The organism is Paenibacillus lemnae, from assembly GCF_012933385.1.
GTDB classification, from domain to species: domain Bacteria; phylum Bacillota; class Bacilli; order Paenibacillales; family Paenibacillaceae; genus Paenibacillus_AQ; species Paenibacillus_AQ lemnae.
In genome coordinates, this window is sequence record NZ_JABBPN010000005.1 from 114,869 (window position 1) to 137,364 (window position 22,496).

The window sequence follows — 22,496 nt, forward strand, 5'->3', positions numbered from 1 at the left end:
AACAGGAATGCTTTTTTGAAGAGCACGATCGAAAAAAAGTGCAATTATTATTATATACGCATAAATCGTCTTTGTTTTCCGTTTTTCTTCTTGCAAAAAAAACATGAGTTTGTTAAAGTGATAATTGACCGTTTGACCGAAAATGAATTTTAGTCAATTTGTGAATCCGACAGATTAACTACTATTATAAAGCAGATTGGGAGGGATGCATATATGGCAGCCGTAGACCGCCGCAGACTTGTGCTTGATGCAGCCGCCAAATCGTTTGCGCTGTTCGGATATAAGGCAACGACCATGGATCAGGTGGCCAAGATTGCGAATGTGGGCAAAGGAACCATCTACACTTTTTTTACGAATAAAGATGAGCTTTTCGATGAAATCCTGCATTCAGCTATTACGGATATGAGAAAAATTGCCGAGCGCACGATCCGGGATGACCGCGATTTTTTTGATAATCTGTACCGGGTGCTGGATGCGCTGCTTGATTTTCGTGACGAGCACGCCTTGTTCATCAAACTGTCCCAGGAGAAGAGAGATCTTGGAACACCCAAGGCAGACTACGGTCTGGCCAAGGTAGAGAATGTGATTGTAAGCTATATTCAGGGTGTCGTCGAGCAGGCGATTCGTAATGACGAGATCAGGCCATGTGATGCCCAGGTCGTGTCATACGTGATGCTCAGGCTGTACACCTCACTGGCAGGGGATTTCAATCAATTGCGAGAGCCTCTTCCCAAGGAACAAATCAAGGAATACATGCTGTTATTTCTGGAACAGGGGCTTCGCTCCTCAGGTTAACCGATGTTAAAGATGTTAAAGACCGGCCTGTATGGGGCATCATTTCGGGCCATTTTTTTTGCACTAAAATGACTATATGAATGATATGGTCAGTTAGTATAGATGCTTATTAAATAGAAGGAGATGGAACAATTGAAATCATTATCTGTATTTTTCAAAGACATGGGGGCGGCGGCCCGCAACCGAAAGCTGTTAATTCCGCTGATTGCCGTGCTCTTTATTCCGCTGATGTACAGCGGGATGTTTCTCGGAGCTTTCTGGGATCCCTATGGCAAGATGAACGATCTGCCTGTAGCGGTTGTAAATAATGATCAGGGAGCTGTGTTTGAAGGGAAAACCCTGACGGCAGGCGAGGATCTTGTGAAGGAATTGAAGAAGGGAGCCGACTTTAACTGGCAGTTTGTCAGCCGCCAGGAAGCGGAAGAGGGAATGAAGGACAATAAATATTATATGACGATTATCATTCCTGATAACTTCTCGAAGCAAGCGACGACTGTGCTGGATGATCAGCCGGCACCGGCGCAGCTTCTTTTTGAACCGAATGAAGGTTATAACTTCCTCGCCGGACAGATTGGTGGATCTGCGGTCAAGGAAATTCAGTCCAAGGTATCTGCCAAAGTGACAGAAGCCTATACGGAAACCTTGTTTGGCCAGGTCAAGACGATTGCAGACGGCCTGTCTGATGCAGGCAGCGGTGCAACGCAAATTTCAGACGGTGCCCAGAAGCTGGATGCAGGCGCGCTGAAGCTGAAGCAGAATCTGACCAAGCTGGTCAGCGGGACCGAGGAGCTGCGCTCCGGAATCGCGCCGCTGACTAAAGGTGTAGTGGAATTGAACACCGGCGCAGGCACACTTCATCAAGGTGCTGACAAGCTGTCCTCTGGTCTATATCAGCTGCTGCAGGGGCATGAACAGCTGCAGGCTGGAGCAGTGCAGACAGGTACAGGCAGCCGCAAGCTTCAAGCCGGACTTGAAGCTGCATTTAATGGAAGTAAAGAATTGACTGCAGGGCTCAAGGCCAGTCAGAGCGGTGCAGCTGCACTTCAATCCGGTGCACAAAGCGCCGAGAGTGGTGCGGGCAAGCTGGAAGCGGGGCTGTCGCAATCCCTGGAGGGTACAGCATCCCTCGAGCAGGGCGCACAGTCTGTAGCAGCGGGTCTTAAACAGCTTGCAGCAAGCAATGAAGAATTGGCTTCCATGCCTGAAGTACAGAAGCTTCTTGCAGCGAGTGAAGCGGTAGCAGCTGGAAGTTCAAAGCTGAACGAAGGACAGAAGCAGCTGGCTGCAGGTGCAGCAGAGCTGAAGCAGGGTACCGCCCGGCTGGGCGAAGGTGCAGGCCAGCTGAGTGCCGGTGCGGGCCAGCTGGTGCAGGGCAGTGAGAAGCTGCATGCAGGCAACGGGCAGCTGCTGGCAGGTGCGAAGGAGTTAACCGCAGGACAGGACAAACTGTCCGCGGGAATGAAGCAGTTCGGCAGCAAACTTAGCGAAGCTGCCGGGGGAGGCAAAGAGCTGGCCGCAGGTGCTGCCCGTCTGAATGAGGGCACACGACAGTTGAGCGCAGGTGCCGGGAAGCTGGGCAGCGGTGTAAGCACATTGGCAGATGGTTCGAAACAGCTGGATGCCGGTGCCGGTGAACTGGTCAGCGGTATGGATACGCTCAAGACCGGAACCGGAGAGCTTGCCGGCAAGCTTAACGAAGCTGCAAATAAGACCGGAAGTGTAAAAGCGACAGATACGAACTATGCGATGTTTGCACAGCCCGTTCAAGTCGATGAGCACAAGGTCAATGAAGTGCCGAACTATGGTACAGGTTTTGCACCTTACTTTTTGTCATTGGGACTGTTCGTAGGTGCGCTGATTACGTCCATCGTCATGCCGGTTTACGCTTCCAGCGTACCGGGCGCGAGCGGCTTCAGCCGATTTGTGAGCCGCACCCTTTCTTTTGCAGGCATGGGGATTCTTCAGGCTTTACTGGCTGTCGTGGTGCTGCTGTACGGATTGAAACTGGAAGTGCAAAGTGTACCGATGTTCTACATGTTCTCTATTCTGACCAGTCTGTCTTACATGTTCCTTATCCAGGCGCTGGTTACATGGCTGGATCTTCCGGGACGTTTCGTCGCGATTGTCATTCTGATTCTTCAGCTGACGACCAGTGCCGGAACCTTCCCGCTGGAACTGATCCCAAATTGGATGAAGGCCTTTAACCCCCTGCTGCCGATGACGTACAGTGTATCGGGTTTTAAAGCGGTCATTTCTACCGGGGACATGGGATATTTGTGGAGCAATGCAGGTGTGCTGGCCGCCTTCGGCGGTGCATTCCTGATCATCACGGCCTTATATTTCCTAACCCATCGTTACAAAAATAAAATTCAAGACACGGCTGCAGCCCCTGCCGTATGATGACAAAAAAAGACATTCCTCCTTTATCGAGGAATGTCTTTTTTGATCTTTTTTTTGCATTAAAATACATAAAGTAAATGAGGAAGCCTTTAGATAGCGGTCACAAAAGCAAAAGTTATCGAAATTATAAAAACTTTGAATTGCACTGATATTAAGGGAATGCTAAAATGATAACACTAATCTAACTTAGGATGTAAATTGACGACGGTCCTTTTAATGTTTTTGCACAAAATGTCATTGCAATGTAAATATTGACTCACAAGCAGGAGAGAATGGCTGTTGATCTAGGAGGCTCCATTTGTCTTTGGCTTATTTTATTTTGTAACAGGAAAGGTTGCTTACTATGAAACATACCGTTATTCCCCGGAAACAGGGACTTTATGACCCGCAGTTTGAGAAAGACGCCTGCGGCATGGGTTTTGTCGCTCATATCAAAGGCTCTCCTTCACATGAAATTGTAAGCCAAGCCTTGACCATGCTGGGCAATATGGAACATCGCGGCGGACAGGGCAGCGAGCCGAACTCCGGTGACGGAGCAGGGATTATGATGCAGATTCCGCATAGCTTTTTTGCAGCCGAGGCGGAGCGTCTGGGATTCTCGCTGCCAGAACCGGGACAGTACGGAGCAGGTATGCTGTTCCTCTCCCATGATGCTGGAGTCCGCGAGGTTCATGAGCAGAAACTGGCCGGCATTATCGCAGAAGAGGGCCAGACGCTGCTGGGCTTCCGTGACGTGCCGACCAATGATGAGATGCTCGGCAAGACCGCGAAAACCGCGAAGCCGTATGTGCGTCAGGTGTTTATCGGCCGCAGTGAAGACATTCAGAATGATCTGGATTTTGAGCGCAAGCTGTACGTCATCCGCAGACGGGCGGAGCTTGCTATCCGTTACAGTACTATTCCAGAAGGGGATACATTCTATGTATCCAGCCTTTCCTGCCGCAAAATCGTATATAAAGGCATGCTGACCACCGTACAGGTAGGACAGTTTTATCTAGATCTGCAGGAGCCGTCGCTCACTTCAGCGATTGCACTTGTGCATTCCCGTTTCAGCACCAACACATTCCCGAGCTGGGAGCGGGCTCACCCTTACCGCTTCATGATCCACAATGGTGAGATCAACACACTTAGAGGGAATGTCAACTGGATGCATGCACGTCAATCTCTTTTTGAGAGCGAGCTGTTCGGCAGCGATCTGGAGAAGGTGAAGCCGGTTATCAATCCTGACGGATCGGATACAGGGATGTTTGATAATACGTTTGAGTTCCTGTACCTGAGCGGACGCTCTCTCCCGCAGGTTGCCATGATGATGGTGCCTGAGCCTTGGAACAACCATGAAAGCATGGACGGGACCAAAAAAGCATTTTATGAATATCACAGCACGCTGATGGAGCCGTGGGACGGACCTGCTGCAATGGCATTTACCGATGGGGTTCAGATCGCTGCAACCCTGGACCGGAACGGCCTGCGCCCTTCACGTTACTATATTACCAAGGATGATCTGATCGTCCTGTCTTCGGAGGCAGGCGTACTGGATATCCCGGCAGAGAATGTTCTGCTGAAAGACCGCCTGCGCCCTGGACGTATGCTGGTGGTGGATACACAGGAAGGCCGCATTATTTCCGATGAAGAGGTGAAAGCCAATATTGCCTCGGAGCTGCCTTACCGCGATTGGCTGAATGAGCATCTTGTGGAACTGTCGGATCTTCCGGAAGCACCTGAGCTTCCAAATCCGAAGCATGAGAATGTCCGCCAGCTCCAGCAGTCGTTCGGATTTACATTTGAAGAGCTGCGCAAGGTCATTGAGCCGATGGCACTGACTGGCGGCGAAGCGATCGCCTCGATGGGGTATGATGCACCGCTGGCTGTACTGTCGGATCGCCCGCAGCGCCTGTTCAATTACTTCAAGCAGATGTTTGCACAGGTTACCAACCCGCCGATCGATGCCATTCGCGAGGAACTGGTAACTTCTACAGCAACGACAATTGGTCCGGAACGCAATCTGTTGAATCCGGAGCCGGAGAGCTGCCGCCATATTCGTCTGGATTCGCCGATCCTCTCGAATGAGGATTTTGCAAAAATCCGCCATGTGCACCGTCCAGGCTTTAAGTCCATGACCATCCCGATCTTCTTTACGGCATCTGAAGGTGCAGATGGACTCCGTAAAGCATTGAACGGTCTTTGTGAAGCGGCTGACCGTGTTATTGATAAAGGCCACAACATCTTGATCCTGTCCGACCGTGGTGTAGACCGTGAGAATGCAGCGATTCCATCTCTGCTTGCTGTGTCGACCCTGCATCATCACCTGATTCGCCAGGGTACACGTACAAGAGTAAGCATCCTTTTGGAATCGGGCGAGCCTCGTGAAGTGCATCATTTTGCACTTCTGCTCGGATACGGGGTGAGTGCCGTGAACCCGTATCTTGCATTCGAGACGCTGGATGACATGATTCAGGAAAAAATGCTGCGAGGAATCTCGCATGAGAAAGCTGTTAAGAATTTCATCAAGGCAGCGAGCAAGGGTGTTGTCAAAGTCCTGTCCAAAATGGGGATTTCGACGATTCAGTCCTATCGCGGAGCGCAAATTTTTGAAGCTGTCGGGCTAAAATCCGAATTTGTAGATAAATACTTCACCTGGACGCCTTCTCGAATTGGAGGGATCGGGCTGGAGGAAGTTGCAGCCGAAGCGCTGGCTCACCATGAGAGAGCCTTCACAGATAAAGACGGAAATGATAAAGCGCTGGATTCTGTGGGTGAGTATCAGTGGAGAAATGGCGGAGAAGAGCATTTGTTCAATCCGAAAACCATTCATCTGCTGCAGCAGGCTGTTCGTACAGGCGACTACAAGCTGTATAAGCAGTATGCTGAGCTGGTTCAAGGCGAGAATGAGAGCTACATGACCCTGCGGGCACTGCTTAACATCAAGCCTGCTGGCAAACCGGTTCCGCTTGAAGAGGTAGAGCCGCTGGAAAGTATTATGAAGCGGTTCAAGACGGGCGCCATGTCGTTCGGATCCATCAGCAAGGAAGCCCATGAAAGTCTGGCGATCGGTATGAACCGGATCGGAGGCAGAAGCAACACGGGCGAAGGCGGCGAGGATCCGAATCGTTTCACACCGGATGCTAATGGAGATTCCCGCCGGAGTGCGATCAAACAGGTCGCCTCTGGACGATTCGGTGTTACGTCCAATTACCTGGTCAATGCGGATGAGATTCAGATCAAGATGGCTCAGGGCGCGAAGCCTGGAGAAGGCGGACAGCTGCCTGGCCGTAAAGTATATCCTTGGGTCGCAGAAGTGCGCGGATCTACACCAGGTGTAGGTTTGATCTCACCTCCGCCGCATCACGATATTTATTCGATTGAGGATTTGGCAGAGCTGATCTATGATCTGAAGAACAGCAACCCGCGCGCCGATATCAACGTCAAGTTGGTTTCCGAAGTCGGCGTAGGTACGATCGCGGCAGGCGTAGCCAAAGGCCGGGCCGATATTATCCTGGTCAGCGGTTATGACGGCGGTACCGGTGCTTCACCGCAAGGCTCCATTCGACATGCAGGTATGCCTTGGGAGCTCGGGCTGGCAGAGACGCATCAGACATTGATGATGAATAATTTGCGTGACCGCGTGGTGCTGGAAACCGACGGTAAAATGCTGAACGGCCGTGACCTGATCATCGCCGCTCTGCTGGGTGCGGAACAGTACGGATTCTCAACAGCTCCACTGGTTGCGATCGGCTGTATCATGATGCGTGTATGTCAGATGGATACCTGTCCGGTTGGTGTAGCGACCCAGAATCCGGAGCTGCGTAAAAACTTCACAGGTGATCCGGACCATGTTGTAAACTTTATGAAATTTGTGGCTGAGGACATGCGTGAGCAGATGGCTGCACTCGGATTCCGTACCGTTGAAGAGATGGTCGGTCGTACGGACTGCCTGGATTCCGTCAATGTAGATACACATTGGAAGAAGAAAGGTGTGGATATTTCTGCCCTTCTCTATACACCAGAGGTGCGTGAAGATACCACCCGTTACCGCACGAAGCATCAGAACCACGGACTGGAAGAAACGCTGGATATGCGCTTCCTGCTGGACAGCGCGTCCCCGGCTCTGGAATCCGGAACTTCGGTAGAGGGAAGATTCCCGATTACGAACGTGGATCGTGCAGTCGGAACGATTGTAGGGAGTGAGCTGACCCGTAAATACGGATTAGCAGGTCTGCCGGAAGATACCATTCAATTCACTTTCGAAGGATCTGCAGGGCAAAGCTTTGGTGCCTTCGTACCCAAAGGAATGACGCTGACTGTAGAAGGGGACAGCAACGATTATGTCGGCAAGGGACTGTCCGGCGGCAAAATCATTGTTAAACCTTCACCTAAAGCAACATTTGTGGCTGAAGACAATATTATTGCGGGCAACACCGCGTTCTACGGTGCGACCAGCGGTGAAGCCTATATCCGCGGGATTGCAGGAGAACGTTTTGCAGTCCGGAATTCCGGAGCGAGCATCGTCGTAGAAGGTGTCGGCGACCACGGTTGTGAATACATGACAGGAGGCCGCGTTGTTGTACTTGGCGATACAGGCCGTAACTTTGCGGCGGGTATGTCTGGCGGTATTGCCTATGTGTATGATCCGGATGGAACGCTGTATGGTCGCTGCAACAGGGAAATGGTACTGCTTGAGCGGGTAGAGGATACAGAAGAAGCTGAAGCTTTGTTCTCCATGATTCAGCGCCATTCCGTGTACACTGACAGCAGTGTCGCACAACAACTCCTTGGAGATTGGGAGCAGTCACTGAAGCAGTTTGTTCGGATTATACCAAAGGACTACAAGCGGATGATGCAGCAGATTCAAAAGGTGCAGGATCAAGGCTTGATTGGTGATGCAGCGCTGCTGGCTGCATTTGAGGCGAACATGCGGGAGCTTGCACGTACTGGAGGCGCCTAAATCATCAACAGCTTCATAACTATGTAGGCACTGAGGTTGTCACAGACGCGGGAATACAGCGTTTGTGACAGCCTTTCGTATGAATAGATCAGCTCTCTATGGAGAGCTGATCTATTTTTTTGAGCACATAGCACTAAATCTATGGGTTTAAATACCTTTACAATAGCGCTAACAAAATAACTGACTTTAACTAACAGCTTAGGAGTTATAAGTAAAACACTCTGAGAATTCGACAAAATTAGAAGCAGATTTTTGATTGGAGAGTTCCATGAGACGACAGTATCAAAAGGCTTGGTCAGGTATAATATTCATAAGTAAGTCAAGGTGCGCAGCGGGGGAAGCCAATCTGGAGATGGGGAGCCAATTAGATAAGAAAGACGAGGTTTTCGACGGATGAATAAGGAGAAAGAGACTGGGCCGCGGCAGGAGCGTCAGCAGCCCGTTCAGGAGAAAAAGAACCTGGATATCTGTACGATTATGATCCAATTGGGAATTCATCCAGAGAAATGGAACCAGCATCTGAGAGAACAGAAAAATATATAATGTCTGTTATTTGTGACAAAAACAGAATGTAAAATCCCCGGGAGCTAAAGTGCCTCCGGGGATTTTTACATTATTTCATGGACCGTTCCATGCGTACAAAAGCAATGAATCTTTTGGCTTCTTCTTCTGACAGCTTGCGGCCGTCAACGGTCAAATTGAAGCGCTCCAGCAGATCCTCATCTGCCAATTCCAGGCCGTCTACAAACTGGCTCACGTCCGGATCCAATGTCATCTTTTCATTCTGGGTTCGCCCGATTAAATAATCAATCGAGACGTCAAAACGATCAGCCAGAGCGGTAAGAGTTTCAAAATCCGGCTTGCGGCGATTTTTTTCATAATGAGATAGTGCAGCTCTAGTGATGCCGACGGAGGTGGCTAGCTCCTCTTGGGTCCAGCCCCGTTGATCTCGCAGTTCTGCTATCCGTTCTCCGTAGTTCATGCAAGGGTCCTCCTCAACGATATAGCGAATTCCAGTGGAATTTATATTGACTAGATACAATATGTATCGTAATATAAACAATAACAGAGATACAAAATGTATCTTGGTGTGACATTTAGTATCATTTTATCCAAGGTCAGGATGTCCCATACCATAATTTCATGGAAAAGAAGGAAGCTCAATGGATGTTTCGGTATTGATTAAAGAGCAGCCCTGGCTTACCGTCAGACTTCAGCTCGCGGCAATTGGCAAACTTCATATGTCCGGACGGTTTCACGAGGTTGCCCCGCTGGAACTCAGTACAGAGAAGCTTTCATTCCTCTGCGACTGGGAAATTCCTGAGGCGCACAGCGTCAAGCTAAACTATGAACTGGATGACACCTGCGACCGATTGCTGATGCAAGGAAAGATGCTAAGCCGGAAACCATGGGGAAGCCGGATGTTATATACCGTGAGATTGGAAGCTTCAGAAGAGCAAAAACTCCGGATCACAGGTATCTTAAACCGGATGATGTCCTGCTATGCTACAGATCGGCGCCTGAAATGTTATCAATAATAAAGAATACATATATTTTACACTACTTGAGTTGGTTGGTCATTAGTTCTTTTACCTTAAAAATGACGCCCTATTTTTGCAGGAGGGGAAACACATTTGAAAAAAGTCCTGAAATGGGCAGCGCTCGTAGTGGGTTTTGTGATACTGTTTGCCGCAGGGTATGGATTATATCTCTATCACTCGGTTAAGGAAACGGCCGAGCAAATATTTGAGCAGCGCACTCCTTCACCACCCATGATTATTCAAGCGGAGCCGGTTTCTGCGGAAAATGCCAAACCGGGCGGCGGAGCATCTAATCTGCCGAGTTCGAATTCGAGTTTGAATGTAAATCGCATACAAGTAAACCGAACCGTCGATTTGGATAAAAAAGAACCTTTTACCGTGCTTGTTCTCGGGGTGGACCAGCGTGAGAATGACCGCGGCCGTTCCGATGCGATGATTTTACTATCGGTAAATCCAGAACGAAAATCCATTCTAATGTTCAATATCCCCCGGGATACCCGAACGGCCATAGCCGGACGTGGTACAGTGGATAAAATTAACCATGCCTATGCTTTTGGCGGTGTCGATATGTCGGTCAGTACGGTGGAGGAGCTGCTGCAATATCCCGTCCATTATTATGTGAAAGTCAATATGGAGGGCTTCTCCAAGATCATTGATACACTTGGCGGTGTGCAGGTCAATAACTCACTGGCGTTTGATTATGGCGGCTACCATTTCGCATCAGGCAATATACATCTGGACGGGAGTCAGGCTCTCGCCTTTTCCAGAATGAGATTTGATGACCCCAGAGGGGATCTGGGACGGAACGCCCGTCAGCGCGAGATTGTAAAAGAAGTGATTCGCAGTGCTTTGAATGTATCGACCGTGTTCAAGCTGAATTCACTGCTGAATGAAGTGGGGAGCAATGTGCGAACGGATATCTCCTTTAATGATATGAAAACATTGGTGGCGGACTACAGGCAGGATCTGAACACCATCGAGCAGATCGAAATCAAGGGAACGGGAAGTAAAATCGGCGGGATTTGGTATTATATCGTGGACGCGAATGAGCGGCAGCGAATTCACACTTTACTTGCAGAGCATATGAAGACATTACAATGAACAAAGCAGCATAATCATCATGCAGGCATATGGGAAGCTATCCCGTATGGCCTGTTTTTTTTCATCCCGAAAAAAAAGTAAAAACGACCCGAAAGCCGTTTTTACTAAGGCGTCTCAATCATGCTCAATACTAAATCGGCTAACTGATGTACCGTTCGTTCGTACAGTGGACGCTGCAGCTGGTAGATAGGGAGATTCCCAGACATACGTGCAGTGATGTCAAAGTGCCAGCTTGTTAAGCCGTTTCCTGCGAGCAGTGATTTACGGTAGGTGTGCCGAAACAATAGTGGAAGACGTTCAAGCTTATCCACGGTTCTTAATTGAACCTCACTGCAGTCGGATTTGACAAGCTCAAAAATGCCGGCGAGCGGTAACGTCTCTTGTTCAAAATGGGCCTGCACAGGAACAGCAAATTTGGTCTCTCGTTCAAACAGCGGCCGATATTGGCTGGAGTCCATGCCGAAGTTATCCAGACTTTCCTGCCACAGCTTTTGCTGCGGATACGCGGGAGTGACAAACGGCTTGTCAGCATCATCCAATGAGACCGCAATGACATCATCGGTGATGAGGCTGTATCCCAGCTGCATTAAAGCAGAGGCGAGTGTTGATTTTCCATGCCCCGAATGTCCGACAAAAGCAAAGGCTTTACCGTTGATAGCAATCGCACTGCCGTGGAGCGGAAGAATTTTTCGTTGAAATAATAAGGCCCCCATACAGCTCCCCAGTATATATAAACGTAATTTGTCCTCATCGGCATAGGTGTCGGGGGAAATCAGGATACGGTTTCCATTCTCAGAGGCAAAAATGGCGAGTTCAGGAACCTGGAACATGACAAGCTGATCCGTGCTGACCCATTTCTGTGCAGGACAGGAGTGTGCAGTCCAGCGTTCTGACAAATCAGCGTAGAGGATATGAATATCTGCGTCTGCTGGCTCGGAGGGATGGATCTTCTGCAGCTCGGGAAGCGGAATTTCACTATGGATGGAATAGCCGAAAGCCTGGTACATGGTTTGAGTTTTCGTTATCGTGACATTCACCCCATTTATTCAAACTGCTGTTGTAAAGTAAGGTAGCCCGTATACCATTAAGGCATATACGGGCTCTCCAGGAGATGATAAGTACTGCATTAGCTGGTGTAGTGAACCGTTTCATCCGGATCCGGCTGTGCAGCGTCAGGATGAGTTGCTCCTGGTCCGGCCATGGTCATTTTCGTGTCAAGGATTTCTAAAGTAGGTGCGTTCCATTCTTTTTTCATTGGTATCACCTCCTTTCAAAAGGTCTTTTTAAGGAACCGATATAAGATCAGACTCCGCATTAACAGCTTGATCGGAGCGTGGTAGGCTTGATTCGGATGGATGCCATGACGGGCTTCCTGGATAGCTTTCTCAACAACAGGCATGTTGATCATCTGCTGTATCTGGGTATCCTGCTGCATCTGCTCCAGCTCTGTTATCATCTGGGGCCAGTGATTCCGCAGCCGGTGAATCGAATCTGCAGCCTGTATGCCTCGGGTCCGCTGGTTGAGCCGGATAGAATCCGGCAGCCATCCTTTGGTCGAACGCCGGATCAGCGCCCGGTCCATGCCCTGCTGAACAAATTGCTCTATGGGAGCCGACAGGCAGAATCGGATCACCCGCAGATCATTGGTAGGATCATGCCCGCCAATCCCGTAGCGGAGCGATAGCTTGGAACCGCTCGTTCCGGTCGTGCTCCACACGTTTACTCTGTCAAAATGAACCTGTCTTGCTACCAGCGGATCATCGGGCAGATCATAGGTAGAACCAATCCCCGTAAACGATCGGTCTTGAAGCTGGTCATACACCCCGGTTTTCTTCGCAAAGTCGGAATGGATCCATTGCGGCCACTCATGAGAAGAAGCGGCAGGCTTCAGGCGGTTAATCCCCGGAAAAGCTTTACGGCAGATAACAGAATATAATGCCTTACGGCTGATATTTGTGTTCTTGCTGTATTGTTTGACTTCCCTTGTTAACTGAATCCAGTTGAAGCTCCTCATCAGACGGCCGTAGTAGTCCAGTGCAGGACCCCAGGATATGCTGTAATTCCCCCGCTGCCCGTTCAGCAGAATACCGATGTCCGCACGGCTGGCCTGCTCATGGATGCCTCTCAGCCAGAATGAGTTATCAAAAAACTTGTAGGGAGATTCCAAAATATCCAGCCAATCATCCATTTCGGAAAAAGCACTGGACCCTTTAAAGTCCAGGTAACGGGGCTGGATGTTCTCCACAAATTGAACCGTCTGGGCAATAAGCGGTCTTTCATCTGCCAGTCTCCGTTTCGGAGTCCAGTCTTCAAATTCGTCCTCCGGCACATAGCTGAAGGTTTGTAATGGACGGTTCTGCTGCTGCAGCGCTTTCGCTGCAAAGCTGACAACAGATCCGGAATCCAGACCGCCGCTGAGATAGGCTCCCGCCTGTTTATGGCTTCGGCACAGTCTCGACATGACCGCTCTTTGAAATACATCCCGAAAGGCTTCTTCGTACTCTTGGGAAGAAGACAGCTGTAAAGGAACTACATTTCGTAAAGCGTTATATTTCGTCAATGAGATTTGATTACGTGTGATGGTCATCATATGAGAGGGCGGCAGCTGATGGATCCCGTCATATACAGTTGTCGAAACATCCGGAGGTTCAAATACACCGCTGATGGCCATGAATTGTGCCAGCCAGTTTTCGTTCAGCTGTTTATGTACATACGGCAGTGACAACAAGGGTTTGATCATGGTACAGAAGGAAAAGTGGCGCTCGGAATGGTGGTAATACAGTGTTCTGGCCCCGGAGAAGTCTCTGGCTCCAAACAGCAGCTGCTTTTCCTCATCCCAGATAACAAATGCAAAATCCCCGATTAACCGCTCCGGCATTCGAGAGCCCCATTTTTCATAGGACTTCAGCACAATTTCACTGTCTGTCATCCGGGATCGCAAGGCATGGTGCACCATTAATTGGTCCAGCAGCTCGTCGCGGTTATCCAGGATAATATCCGCCGTGATAGCCAGCTTGCGAACAGGGTCATAATGCGGCAGCTGTTCTTGTGTGGACTGCAGGGTCATCCATTGCGCATGGCATCCCAGCATAACAGGCCCTTGATTCCATACCGCCCTCTGATCTGCCGGAAAATGAGCTAATACCTCCATGACAAGATGGCCATGCTCCGCTTGTACCGATTGACTGTCCAAGCGATAAATACCAGCAATTGCACTCATGCATGGATTCTCCTTTGCTGCTTAGGATCTACATAGACTGAAGTTAAAAGTTATCTCTACGGGAGCTGCGATGGCAAGTGTTCTTACGACCGCTGTTGCCTCCAAAATGCTTGGAATTATAATTTATGGTAGCATTTTGGAGGCAAAGGCGGACGCTGTCGCTTCTTCAGAATCACTTGTCACCTCCGCTATAGAAGAGTTTTATCTTTAGTTCATTCTATATATCTTTTTTTGATACTTTATGTATCGAGGTCAGTATACATTACGTTACAAAATGTATCAACAACTTTTTTGAAAACTTCCGGGTAGTAAGGATTAGTCTATAAGTCTAGGTATCTGATGAATTTACATATTTGCGAGAAAAGAACAGTTTACACACCAGATAAGCCAGTATAATCCCGAAGGAATCATTGATGACATCATAGATTCGGCCGCCGCGGAAAAAGTAGAGCTGCAAAATTTCAGTAGCTGCTGCATACAAGATACACAGAATAAACGCAAATCTGATTTTCCCGAAATTAGAAGCAGACAGGGCCAGTACGAAAAAACCAATCAAATGCCCGGCCTTTCGCAAGATCCAATCATTTCGATACCACTGAAAATCCATTCTGAACAACTCGGACCAATCCGGAGCGGGATTAAAACGGAAATCAATGAGCTGCTGATGGAGCAGAGCCTGAAAATTGATAGAGCAAGTGAAGGTGAATAGAACCGCAGCCCAGAACACCGTGAATATGATGCGCATAGCTCATGTATACTCCTTTTGTGATTCTTTAGATACAAATTGTATCATTACGAAATCATATCATAAAGCACTGTCAAACGAATTTCAAGTTCCAGGGATAAAGGACTTCTGGTGCATAAAATGGGTGAGGGGCTTGGGTGATGTATAGGCAGGTTCCTCAATCATAATGGATGGAACCTTATTACTATGTAGCAAAGGGGAGATGAACATGGCCAATCATCAAACGAACTACCTCAAGCTGAATACATGGTCATCTGGGGATATTGTACTGCCAGAAGAGCTCGGCTCTAATTTCGATAAACTGGATGAGGAGATGAAAAGCCGCGGCATCAATGTGAAGTGGTTTGGAGCCGTCGGTGATGGTAAGACGGACGATACGGCCGCTTTTCATGCAGCCATGATTGCTTGTGATAAAAAATATAAAATGTATATTCCCGCCGGTGACTACCGGATTAGGCAGACGATTGAGAACAACAGCCGGGGCATAACCGGAGCAGCGCCCTATGTGGATGGAGGACAAATGGGGACTCGGCTCATCTGGGATCCGCTGGACAAAGAGCGGGATTTGCTGCCTTGTATAAGGATTCAAAATGCGGGTGTGAAAGCGGTTTTTGAAGACTTTACGATTAGCGGAACGGTGGGGTACAACTCGAAAGATCTGGCATCCTGGGTAGATAAGAGTTTATTGGATCAAAGCTTGTATGAGATGTTTGTCCCTGGGACTGCTGCGATTGAAGTGGCGGGGTCAGCAAAACCTGTTTTCAGAAATATACAGACGTCCAGGGTTAAGGTAGGGCAGCTGCTTAATAGTACGAAAGGACACATCTCATCATACGACTGTACCTGGAGCGGAATGATCGGCGTGTACTGCCGGATTAACTCAGGTGATTATCTATATCAAGGCGGCGGTATATCGGGAGCTTTCTGCGGCATTTTGCTGGGAACGATTTTGCATGCAGGTCATCGAGGAGGTTTTCCAGCCCATTTGAATCGTGTCCATCTCGGTTTCTCGCCCTATGCGATCTATCAATGTATTGACGGTGGTCTAGAGGATTATAACCAGGCTGCCGTTGTGGGCGGATTGAGCGGAATTTATATAACGACCCAATTCGAACAGTGTGGTGAAGCGGCCATCAAGCTGCTCAATAAATCTGTCAGCACAGAACTGAAGTTGTTTGGGTTCGGATTTTCGTGGTCTGTTGCGGAACATATAGGAAACGCATCCAGCTGGGAATATCCGCTTCCGACAGCATTGAAGCCGCTGGTTGAGAAGCAGAAGTTCGCGGCCTGGTTTGGCACCATTAGATCACCGGTCACCTTTCATGATGATCTGGGCATGCTCCGTAAATCGACAGCACCTGGGTCTGTCGGTACGGCCTATATTGATACGTTAACGGGTGAGAAGGAGTCCGATTTGACCGGGCTGAACGTGGCGGATACGGTTATTCGAAGAAAAGTGACGCCATTATATAAAACAGCAGATCTGCAGACGAGAATGCAGGAGCGAGAGCATCGGACACTCATGCCGGTTTCGGCACCCAATCTGCTGCGGAATCCGGAGATATTAACCAACTGGATCGTTTCGAACGGTGGGATGGTAAGTCTGGTAACTGCGGAGCAGGTGCCGGTTCCCATCACGAACGAGATGAAGCAGGTGATCGGTCCGAGTCCAGTTATTCTCAAAGTAACACCTGATGGAGTACGCTCACCAAGTATCCGCATTCCATTTCATACACCTGTACTGCCCTATCGGGGGGATGCTGGCCGAAACCTGGCCATGCAGTACTTTATCCTTGAAACGGAGTTTGAAAGCGGCTCTCTCTATAAGTCCATCGGGCGTGTTACTGCACAGGACGCGGAGTATATCTTCAACGATGCAGCAAGCTGGAAGACGTTCGGATGGAAGCACATGAGAGGAAGAGAGCTGGCAAGCCAAAGCGGACTATTATATGAATTCAGCATCGGATTTATACCGAAATCAGGAGAAACCTATATTGCAGGGGTGATGGTGACCTGGGATCATATCGGTTCGTATTCTCCATATCCCCACAGCTATATGACCGATTCCTTAGAAATTGGAGGTCTTGGAACCGGTTTGATATTAACAGATCCTGTGAGCAATATCCGGTATCAATTATCGATTCGGGACGGAAACCTGCAGATCACGCCTCTGCCCTGAAGCAAGAGAACAGCTTTTCTGATTCATTTCAGGAAGCTGTTCTCTTTTTTGTCGGAGAAAATCGTAAACGCTATCACAAAAATGAATACCCTTTCATGATACAAAATGTGCCATTTAGTTGGATAAATACGAAAATGGACCTTGACATGATACGAAATGTATCTTAAATTATGGGATATATTATACGTATTGTATCGAAAGACTTACACAAAGAAATAGGGCTGGGGTTTTTTATAGGACTCCAGTTGCAAGAGTAATATGAATCAGAAATTGCGGAGGGTTGCAGACCTATGGAACTAAAACAGTATTTTGAAGTGATGCGAAAGAAATGGTGGCTCTTAACCATCATCGTTGCTGCTGCGATGGCGGTAGCAGGCGTCAAAAGTTTTTATTTTACGACACCTGTTTATGCAGCCAATGCCAAACTGATCGTAAACCAATCCTCGGGTGATGGAGCCGCAGCACTGAATGCGAGTACCATCCAAACCAGTATTTTTCTAATCAATTCGTATAAAGAGATTATCAAGTCTTCCGCTGTGATGAACAAAGTCGTTGAGCAGTACCCTGAATTAGGAGAAAGCGCCTCTCTATTATCGGCAAAAATCTCGGTGACCTCAGCCAACAACTCCCAGGTCATGAATCTGGTCTACGAGGATACTTCTTATCCGAAAGCCGCTGCCGTGGTCAATGCGGTCTCGACGGTATTCAAAGCCCAGATCCCCGACATTATGAATGTAGATAACATCACTATATTAAGTGAAGCCGATCTTTCTCTCTCCCCGGCTCCGATCAATATTAACCCGGTTATGAACATCCTGATCAGCTTTGTCGTATCGCTGATGTTAGCAATCGGCTTCGTATTCCTGCTGGATTACCTCGACGACACGCTCAAGACAGAATCCCAAATCATTGAGATTATGGAAGGCCCCATTCTGATCGCGGTGGATAAAATCACGAAATCAGACTTAAAGAAGACGGCAAGATCCAAAGCCGCACAAAAAGAGAAAGCGGGTGAAGGCAAATATGCGACGGTCAATCAGTGACAGCAGTCTTATCGTCTCTCTCAATCCCAAGTCTTCCATTGCAGAAGCCTATCGGCTGCTGCGGACGAAGATCCAGTTTTCTTTTAAAGATCAGGAGTCCAAAACTGTGATGGTTACCTCATCCCAGGCGGGTGAGGGGAAGACAACCACAATCAGCAATCTCGCCATTGCTTATGCGCAGGAAGGGAAGAAGGTGCTTCTCATCGACGCGGATTTGAGGAAGCCTTCGCTGCACCGTATTTTTTCGCAGATGAACCACCAGGGACTGAGCACACTCCTGGAAGGATATACGAGTGTACAGGATGCCATACAGAGTACGGATTTTGACCATCTGTATCTGCTGCCTTCGGGACCGGTTCCTGCAAATCCTTCGGAGCTCATCGATTCTGCTGCAATGGAAGAACTGATGGAGCTGCTGAAAGAGCAGTATGACGTGATCCTAGTCGACACACCGTCAGTATTGTCGGTTTCGGATGCAGTTATTGTCAGTTCATTATGTGATGGTGTCATTATGGTGGCTGCATCGGGCAAGGTTCGAAAGGAACACCTGAAGAAAGCCAGGGAACAACTGGATCATGTTCAAGCCAAGATGCTGGGTGTTGTACTTAACCGGGTAGTCTAACCCATACTCTTTGTGAAAAATGACAGGTAATGTCTACTGCACCTTTATCACTGTAGGCACTCGGTTACGCTGTGGGTCTTTCAAGAGACCTTAGACATGATTGTCGAGGGTGTAATGTGAGGTTGGGTTCAATGCCCTGTTTTAGAAGGTTTAGCTATGTTTTTTTCGGGGGGAAGAGTGCATAGCTAAGTCCTTCTGCTGCACCAGTAAGGGGTCTTGGTATTCCTAAACATGATAAAAAAATAAAGTAGGAGTGTGAATTAAGATGAGGAAAGTAACCAAAGCGATTATTCCTGCAGCGGGACTCGGGACACGTTTCTTGCCGGCCACAAAAGCCATGCCGAAAGAGATGCTTCCGATTGTGGATAAGCCCACTATTCAGTACATCGTGGAAGAAGCGGTAGCTTCGGGCATCGAGGATATTATCATTGTGACCGGTAAGGGCAAGCGATCCATCGAAGACCATTTCGATCATGCTTTTGAGCTGGAGCATAACTTGTTCAGCAAAGGCAAATTTGACCTGCTTGACGAGGTGAAACGCTCTTCCAACGTGGATATCCATTACATACGCCAGAAAGAAGCCAAGGGACTTGGACATGCGGTATGGTGTGCCCGAAATTTCATCGGTAATGAGCCGTTTGCCGTGCTGCTCGGGGATGATATTGTGAAATCACCGGTTCCCTGCATACGCCAGCTGGCTGCACAATTTGAGAAGCTTCAGCGCTCCATTATTGGAGTTCAGACCGTCGCTGAGAACCAGACCGACCGTTACGGAATCATTGCTCCATTGAAGAAAAAAAATCGTTTGTATGAGGTGGATTATTTTGTTGAAAAGCCGCCGGCAGGCCAGGCACCATCCCAGCTGGCGATCATGGGAAGATACATATTAACTCCCGAAATCTTCGGATTTTTGGAGCACCAGGAAGAAGGCGCCGGCGGAGAAATACAGCTGACCGATGCGATTCAAAAGCTGAATGAAAGCCAGGGCGTATATGCCTATGATTTTGAAGGAACGCGTCACGATGTAGGTGAGAAGCTGGGATTTATCATGACCACACTGGACTTTGCTCTTCAGAATGAAGAACTTCGCAAACCGCTGCTGCAAGGCATGGAGTCGATACTTGAGCGAGAGCATTCCGCCAAAATATAAAGCTGATGAGGTGATTACAGATGTACCCCAATCCGCAACGGAATGAAGCAGAGATTGTTCTCGAAGGAAGCCCGGCGTATAAAGGCTATGTCCTGGAAAGACGAAGCAGCAGAACACCTTATCTGGTGGCCAAACGTCTGATGGATGTTATGCTTGCGCTTGTGGGGCTGATCTTTTTGTCACCGCTGTTCATTATGGTATCGCTGCTGATTAAGCTGGAGGACCCGAAAGGGTCCATTTTTTTTTACCAGACCCGTGTTGGTAAAGATGAGAAACCGTTCCGAATGTATAAGTTCCGCTCTATGGTGTCCAATGCGGAAGAGCAGCTGGAGGAGCTGCTGGCTCAAAACGAAGTCCGCGGCGCCATGTTCAAGATGAAAGAAGATCCCCGGATTACTAAAATCGGGAAAATCATTCGCAAGACCAGTATCGACGAGCTGCCGCAGCTGTGGAACGTCATCCGGGGAGATATGTCGCTGGTTGGCCCAAGACCGGCACTGCCCAGAGAAGTGGAGCAGTACAGCGCCTATGATAAGCAGCGCCTTCAGGTAATGCCGGGCTGTACAGGATTGTGGCAGGTCAGCGGACGCAATAATCTGAGCTTTGAGGAGATGCTGGATCTGGATCTGGCCTATATTGATCGAAGAAGCTTATGGCTGGATGTAAAGGTGATGCTCAGAACCGTGAAGGTCATGATCCTTCCGAACTCAGCTTATTGATATTGGAGTTGTAAATGAAATGAAGATGACGATTAGTGTAATCATTCCTACCTATCAGCGTGTTGAGGTGCTTGCAAACTGCCTGGAAGGCCTTCGCAAGCAGCGCAGGCAGCCGGATGAGATTATTGTTGTGGTGAGGGATACGGACCTCGGTACGAGAAAGTATTTAGAGGAGCTCGATCAGGATATTAAAAAGCACCGGCGCACATGTTTATAATGAACTGGATATCAACCAAGCCGTAAAGAAGAGAGGGTGGAAGCTAATTTATGATCCACAAATATGTGTCGATCATTTTCCCTCTGAACGATTTTATGAGGATTAGAGGAACGGCTTCAATGAGACAGCGTTTTTTAACATGGCACATAACGAAACCTATGCCATGCTGAAGCATTTAATTGGTCTAAACCGATTTATTTATATGTTCTGGGTATTGGCAATAGGAAGTAAGTCTTCTCCCAGAATTGTTCAGGCTATAAGGATGCATCCTCGTTAAAAGGTTGCTGCTATTAAGATGGTAGCCTGGCTCATAAGGCAGATGGGGTGGTTAGAAAACATGGAGAGGGTTCTTGGATTAATAAATCGAAAACGAGTTGCAATCAGTATTCTATTGATCCAGTTAGTAGGTGTCATATTAATTGGTATCATAATTGGATATGCTAGCTCGCTTCAATCCTATCATATGAAATTGTTAGAAATGGTATACCTGCTTGTCAGTACCTTATTAGGATTTTTAGTGCTATCTAGAAGTCCGGGTTCTTTGATTCCTTACACACTTGTTATCTGGACCATCAGCCCTGAAGTGAGAAGAATAATTGATTGGTCATTCTTATCATTTAGTGATTTCTCATTAATCATGATAAGTCCTCACTGTGTATCTTTAATACTTTTAATTCCAGTACTGAATAACTATAAATTCTTGGATCATAAAATAAAAATTATCCTAAGAGTTATGATTGCTGCATTAACGTATGGTTGCATTCTCGGATTTATGAAATATGGTTTGTCTACAGTATTTGAACTGCTTAATTTGGCTATCCCTTTTTTAGTATTAGTCTATGTTGGTGTAACTCCATTCAAAGACGAGATAAGAGATAAATGGATGAGGAGCTTTACTTGTCTTGCTGTTGTTGTAGGATTTTACGGTATATATCAATATTTAGTTCTGCCCCCGTGGGATGGTTTTTGGATCATGAATTCTGGAATGAGGTCAGTAGGTCAACCAGAAGCACAACAATTCCGAGTGTTTTCCTTTTTAAATTCTCCTGGACCAGCGGGTATGTTCTTAGGAATAGCATTAGCAGTTATGATCGTGCAAAAAAAGTGGAGAGCGTTTGGATTGATAGGGGTTATGACAGTTGCTTTTGCTCTAATGCTCACATTGGTAAGAGTAGGGTGGATTTGTTGTTTAGTTATGTTTATTGCATATTTTTCTCGTTCCCAATTAGTGGGCAAACTTAAATTATTTACTGTGGCAGCTATTCTAGTGCTATTTTATTTTATACTGCTTCCTCTGCTGCCTGGTTCTGACGAGATAACTTCACGCTTCAACACATTCGAATCACTTGAGGATGATCACTCATTTAATGAGCGACTTGATTTTGCTAAATATATTATTTCAGACGTAATGAAGAATCCTATAGGAAATGGTATAGGAAGTTCGGGAATCGGTGTTAAGTTAACTCAAAACACTAATACACTTGCTGTTTTCGATAATGGTTATTTAAATTTGTTATATTTATATGGTCTTCCCTTGGGAGTTGCAGTAATTATTATACTGTTGCTTCTTTTTGTTTTCCTTCTCAAGAGGAGTAGAGTGGAAAAAAGATATACTCCTTTATCATTTGCAGCCATCAGTGCCCTCTTCTTCTTGATGTTAAGTAGTAACGTGATGGCAGGGTTAAGTGGATACATCTTGTTACTGTTAATCTCTCTTTCCTATTCAAGGAACTCTGAAAGAAGTTAGCTTTAAAATGACGAACATATGGCGTTAAGATAGCTTTGCTTACGTGACATTAGCTTCTAAATCGACTATGAAGCA

The 22,496-nt window shown here is 47.7% G+C and carries 18 protein-coding genes; 13 read left to right on the forward strand and 5 right to left on the reverse strand.

Going from position 1 to position 22,496, the window contains the following annotated elements:
* Window positions 1–213 precede the first annotated feature (213 nt).
* From HII30_RS07900 to HII30_RS07915, 4 genes are all read left to right on the forward strand, one after another.
* Window positions 214–795: a TetR/AcrR family transcriptional regulator gene (locus tag HII30_RS07900; protein WP_169504467.1), complete on the forward strand. Its 582-nt coding sequence runs from the start codon at window positions 214–216 to the stop codon at window positions 793–795.
* Window positions 796–927: 132 nt separating this feature from the next.
* The gene (locus tag HII30_RS07905) at window positions 928–3,195 is read left to right on the forward strand and encodes a YhgE/Pip domain-containing protein (RefSeq protein WP_169504468.1); all 2,268 of its coding nucleotides are present in this window, start codon (window positions 928–930) and stop codon (window positions 3,193–3,195) included.
* Window positions 3,196–3,538: 343 nt separating this feature from the next.
* Window positions 3,539–8,137 carry a glutamate synthase large subunit gene (gene gltB / locus HII30_RS07910; RefSeq protein WP_169504469.1) on the forward strand — a complete coding sequence of 1,533 codons (4,599 nt, stop codon included), beginning with the start codon at window positions 3,539–3,541 and terminating at the stop codon, window positions 8,135–8,137.
* Between the two features lie 393 nt (window positions 8,138–8,530).
* Window positions 8,531–8,680 (forward strand): hypothetical protein, encoded by a 150-nt coding sequence (locus tag HII30_RS07915; RefSeq protein ID WP_169504470.1) that lies wholly within the window; start codon window positions 8,531–8,533, stop codon window positions 8,678–8,680.
* A gap of 70 nt (window positions 8,681–8,750) precedes the next feature.
* Here HII30_RS07915 and HII30_RS07920 read toward each other — a convergent pair whose 3' ends face one another.
* The gene (locus HII30_RS07920; RefSeq protein WP_169504471.1) at window positions 8,751–9,119 is read right to left on the reverse strand and encodes a helix-turn-helix domain-containing protein; all 369 of its coding nucleotides are present in this window, start codon (window positions 9,117–9,119) and stop codon (window positions 8,751–8,753) included.
* Window positions 9,120–9,300: 181 nt separating this feature from the next.
* Between HII30_RS07920 and HII30_RS07925 the strand changes: the two genes are divergently transcribed.
* Window positions 9,301–9,675 (forward strand): hypothetical protein, encoded by a 375-nt coding sequence (locus tag HII30_RS07925; protein WP_169504472.1) that lies wholly within the window; start codon window positions 9,301–9,303, stop codon window positions 9,673–9,675.
* Between the two features lie 96 nt (window positions 9,676–9,771).
* Window positions 9,772–10,779: an LCP family glycopolymer transferase gene (locus tag HII30_RS07930; RefSeq protein ID WP_169504473.1), complete on the forward strand. Its 1,008-nt coding sequence runs from the start codon at window positions 9,772–9,774 to the stop codon at window positions 10,777–10,779.
* Window positions 10,780–10,883: 104 nt separating this feature from the next.
* Here HII30_RS07930 and HII30_RS07935 read toward each other — a convergent pair whose 3' ends face one another.
* From HII30_RS07935 to HII30_RS07950, 4 genes are all read right to left on the reverse strand, one after another.
* Window positions 10,884–11,786 (reverse strand): phosphoenolpyruvate carboxykinase (ATP), encoded by a 903-nt coding sequence (locus tag HII30_RS07935; RefSeq protein WP_169504474.1) that lies wholly within the window; start codon window positions 11,784–11,786, stop codon window positions 10,884–10,886.
* Window positions 11,787–11,905: 119 nt separating this feature from the next.
* Window positions 11,906–12,034 (reverse strand): paeninodin family lasso peptide, encoded by a 129-nt coding sequence (locus tag HII30_RS07940; protein ID WP_169504475.1) that lies wholly within the window; start codon window positions 12,032–12,034, stop codon window positions 11,906–11,908.
* A 15-nt stretch (window positions 12,035–12,049) separates the two neighbouring features.
* A complete protein-coding gene (locus tag HII30_RS07945; protein WP_169504476.1) occupies window positions 12,050–13,999 on the reverse strand; it encodes an asparagine synthase-related protein in 1,950 nt (649 codons plus the stop codon).
* A 328-nt stretch (window positions 14,000–14,327) separates the two neighbouring features.
* Complete coding sequence (locus HII30_RS07950) at window positions 14,328–14,744, reverse strand: VanZ family protein (protein WP_169504477.1); 417 nt, start codon at window positions 14,742–14,744, stop codon at window positions 14,328–14,330.
* A gap of 208 nt (window positions 14,745–14,952) precedes the next feature.
* On the opposite strand from HII30_RS07950, the gene HII30_RS07955 reads away from it, so the two are divergent.
* From HII30_RS07955 to HII30_RS07985, 7 genes are all read left to right on the forward strand, one after another.
* Window positions 14,953–16,923 (forward strand): glycosyl hydrolase family 28-related protein, encoded by a 1,971-nt coding sequence (locus HII30_RS07955; RefSeq protein ID WP_211184481.1) that lies wholly within the window; start codon window positions 14,953–14,955, stop codon window positions 16,921–16,923.
* A 290-nt stretch (window positions 16,924–17,213) separates the two neighbouring features.
* On the forward strand, window positions 17,214–17,966 hold the full coding sequence (locus tag HII30_RS07960) for a YveK family protein (RefSeq protein ID WP_169504479.1): 753 nt from the start codon (window positions 17,214–17,216) through the stop codon (window positions 17,964–17,966).
* Window positions 17,947–18,588 carry a CpsD/CapB family tyrosine-protein kinase gene (locus HII30_RS07965; RefSeq protein WP_169504480.1) on the forward strand — a complete coding sequence of 214 codons (642 nt, stop codon included), beginning with the start codon at window positions 17,947–17,949 and terminating at the stop codon, window positions 18,586–18,588. Before HII30_RS07960 ends, HII30_RS07965 begins: the two co-directional genes overlap by 20 nt.
* Window positions 18,589–18,853: 265 nt before the next feature.
* A complete protein-coding gene (gene galU / locus HII30_RS07970) occupies window positions 18,854–19,738 on the forward strand; it encodes a UTP--glucose-1-phosphate uridylyltransferase GalU (RefSeq protein ID WP_169504481.1) in 885 nt (294 codons plus the stop codon).
* A 20-nt stretch (window positions 19,739–19,758) separates the two neighbouring features.
* On the forward strand, window positions 19,759–20,457 hold the full coding sequence (locus tag HII30_RS07975) for a sugar transferase (protein WP_169504482.1): 699 nt from the start codon (window positions 19,759–19,761) through the stop codon (window positions 20,455–20,457).
* Between the two features lie 19 nt (window positions 20,458–20,476).
* Window positions 20,477–20,674: a glycosyltransferase family 2 protein gene (locus tag HII30_RS07980; protein WP_169504483.1), complete on the forward strand. Its 198-nt coding sequence runs from the start codon at window positions 20,477–20,479 to the stop codon at window positions 20,672–20,674.
* Window positions 20,675–21,137: 463 nt separating this feature from the next.
* Entirely contained in the window at window positions 21,138–22,421 is a 1,284-nt protein-coding gene (locus HII30_RS07985; RefSeq protein WP_169504484.1) for an O-antigen ligase family protein, read from the forward strand.
* Window positions 22,422–22,496: the final 75 nt, after the last annotated feature.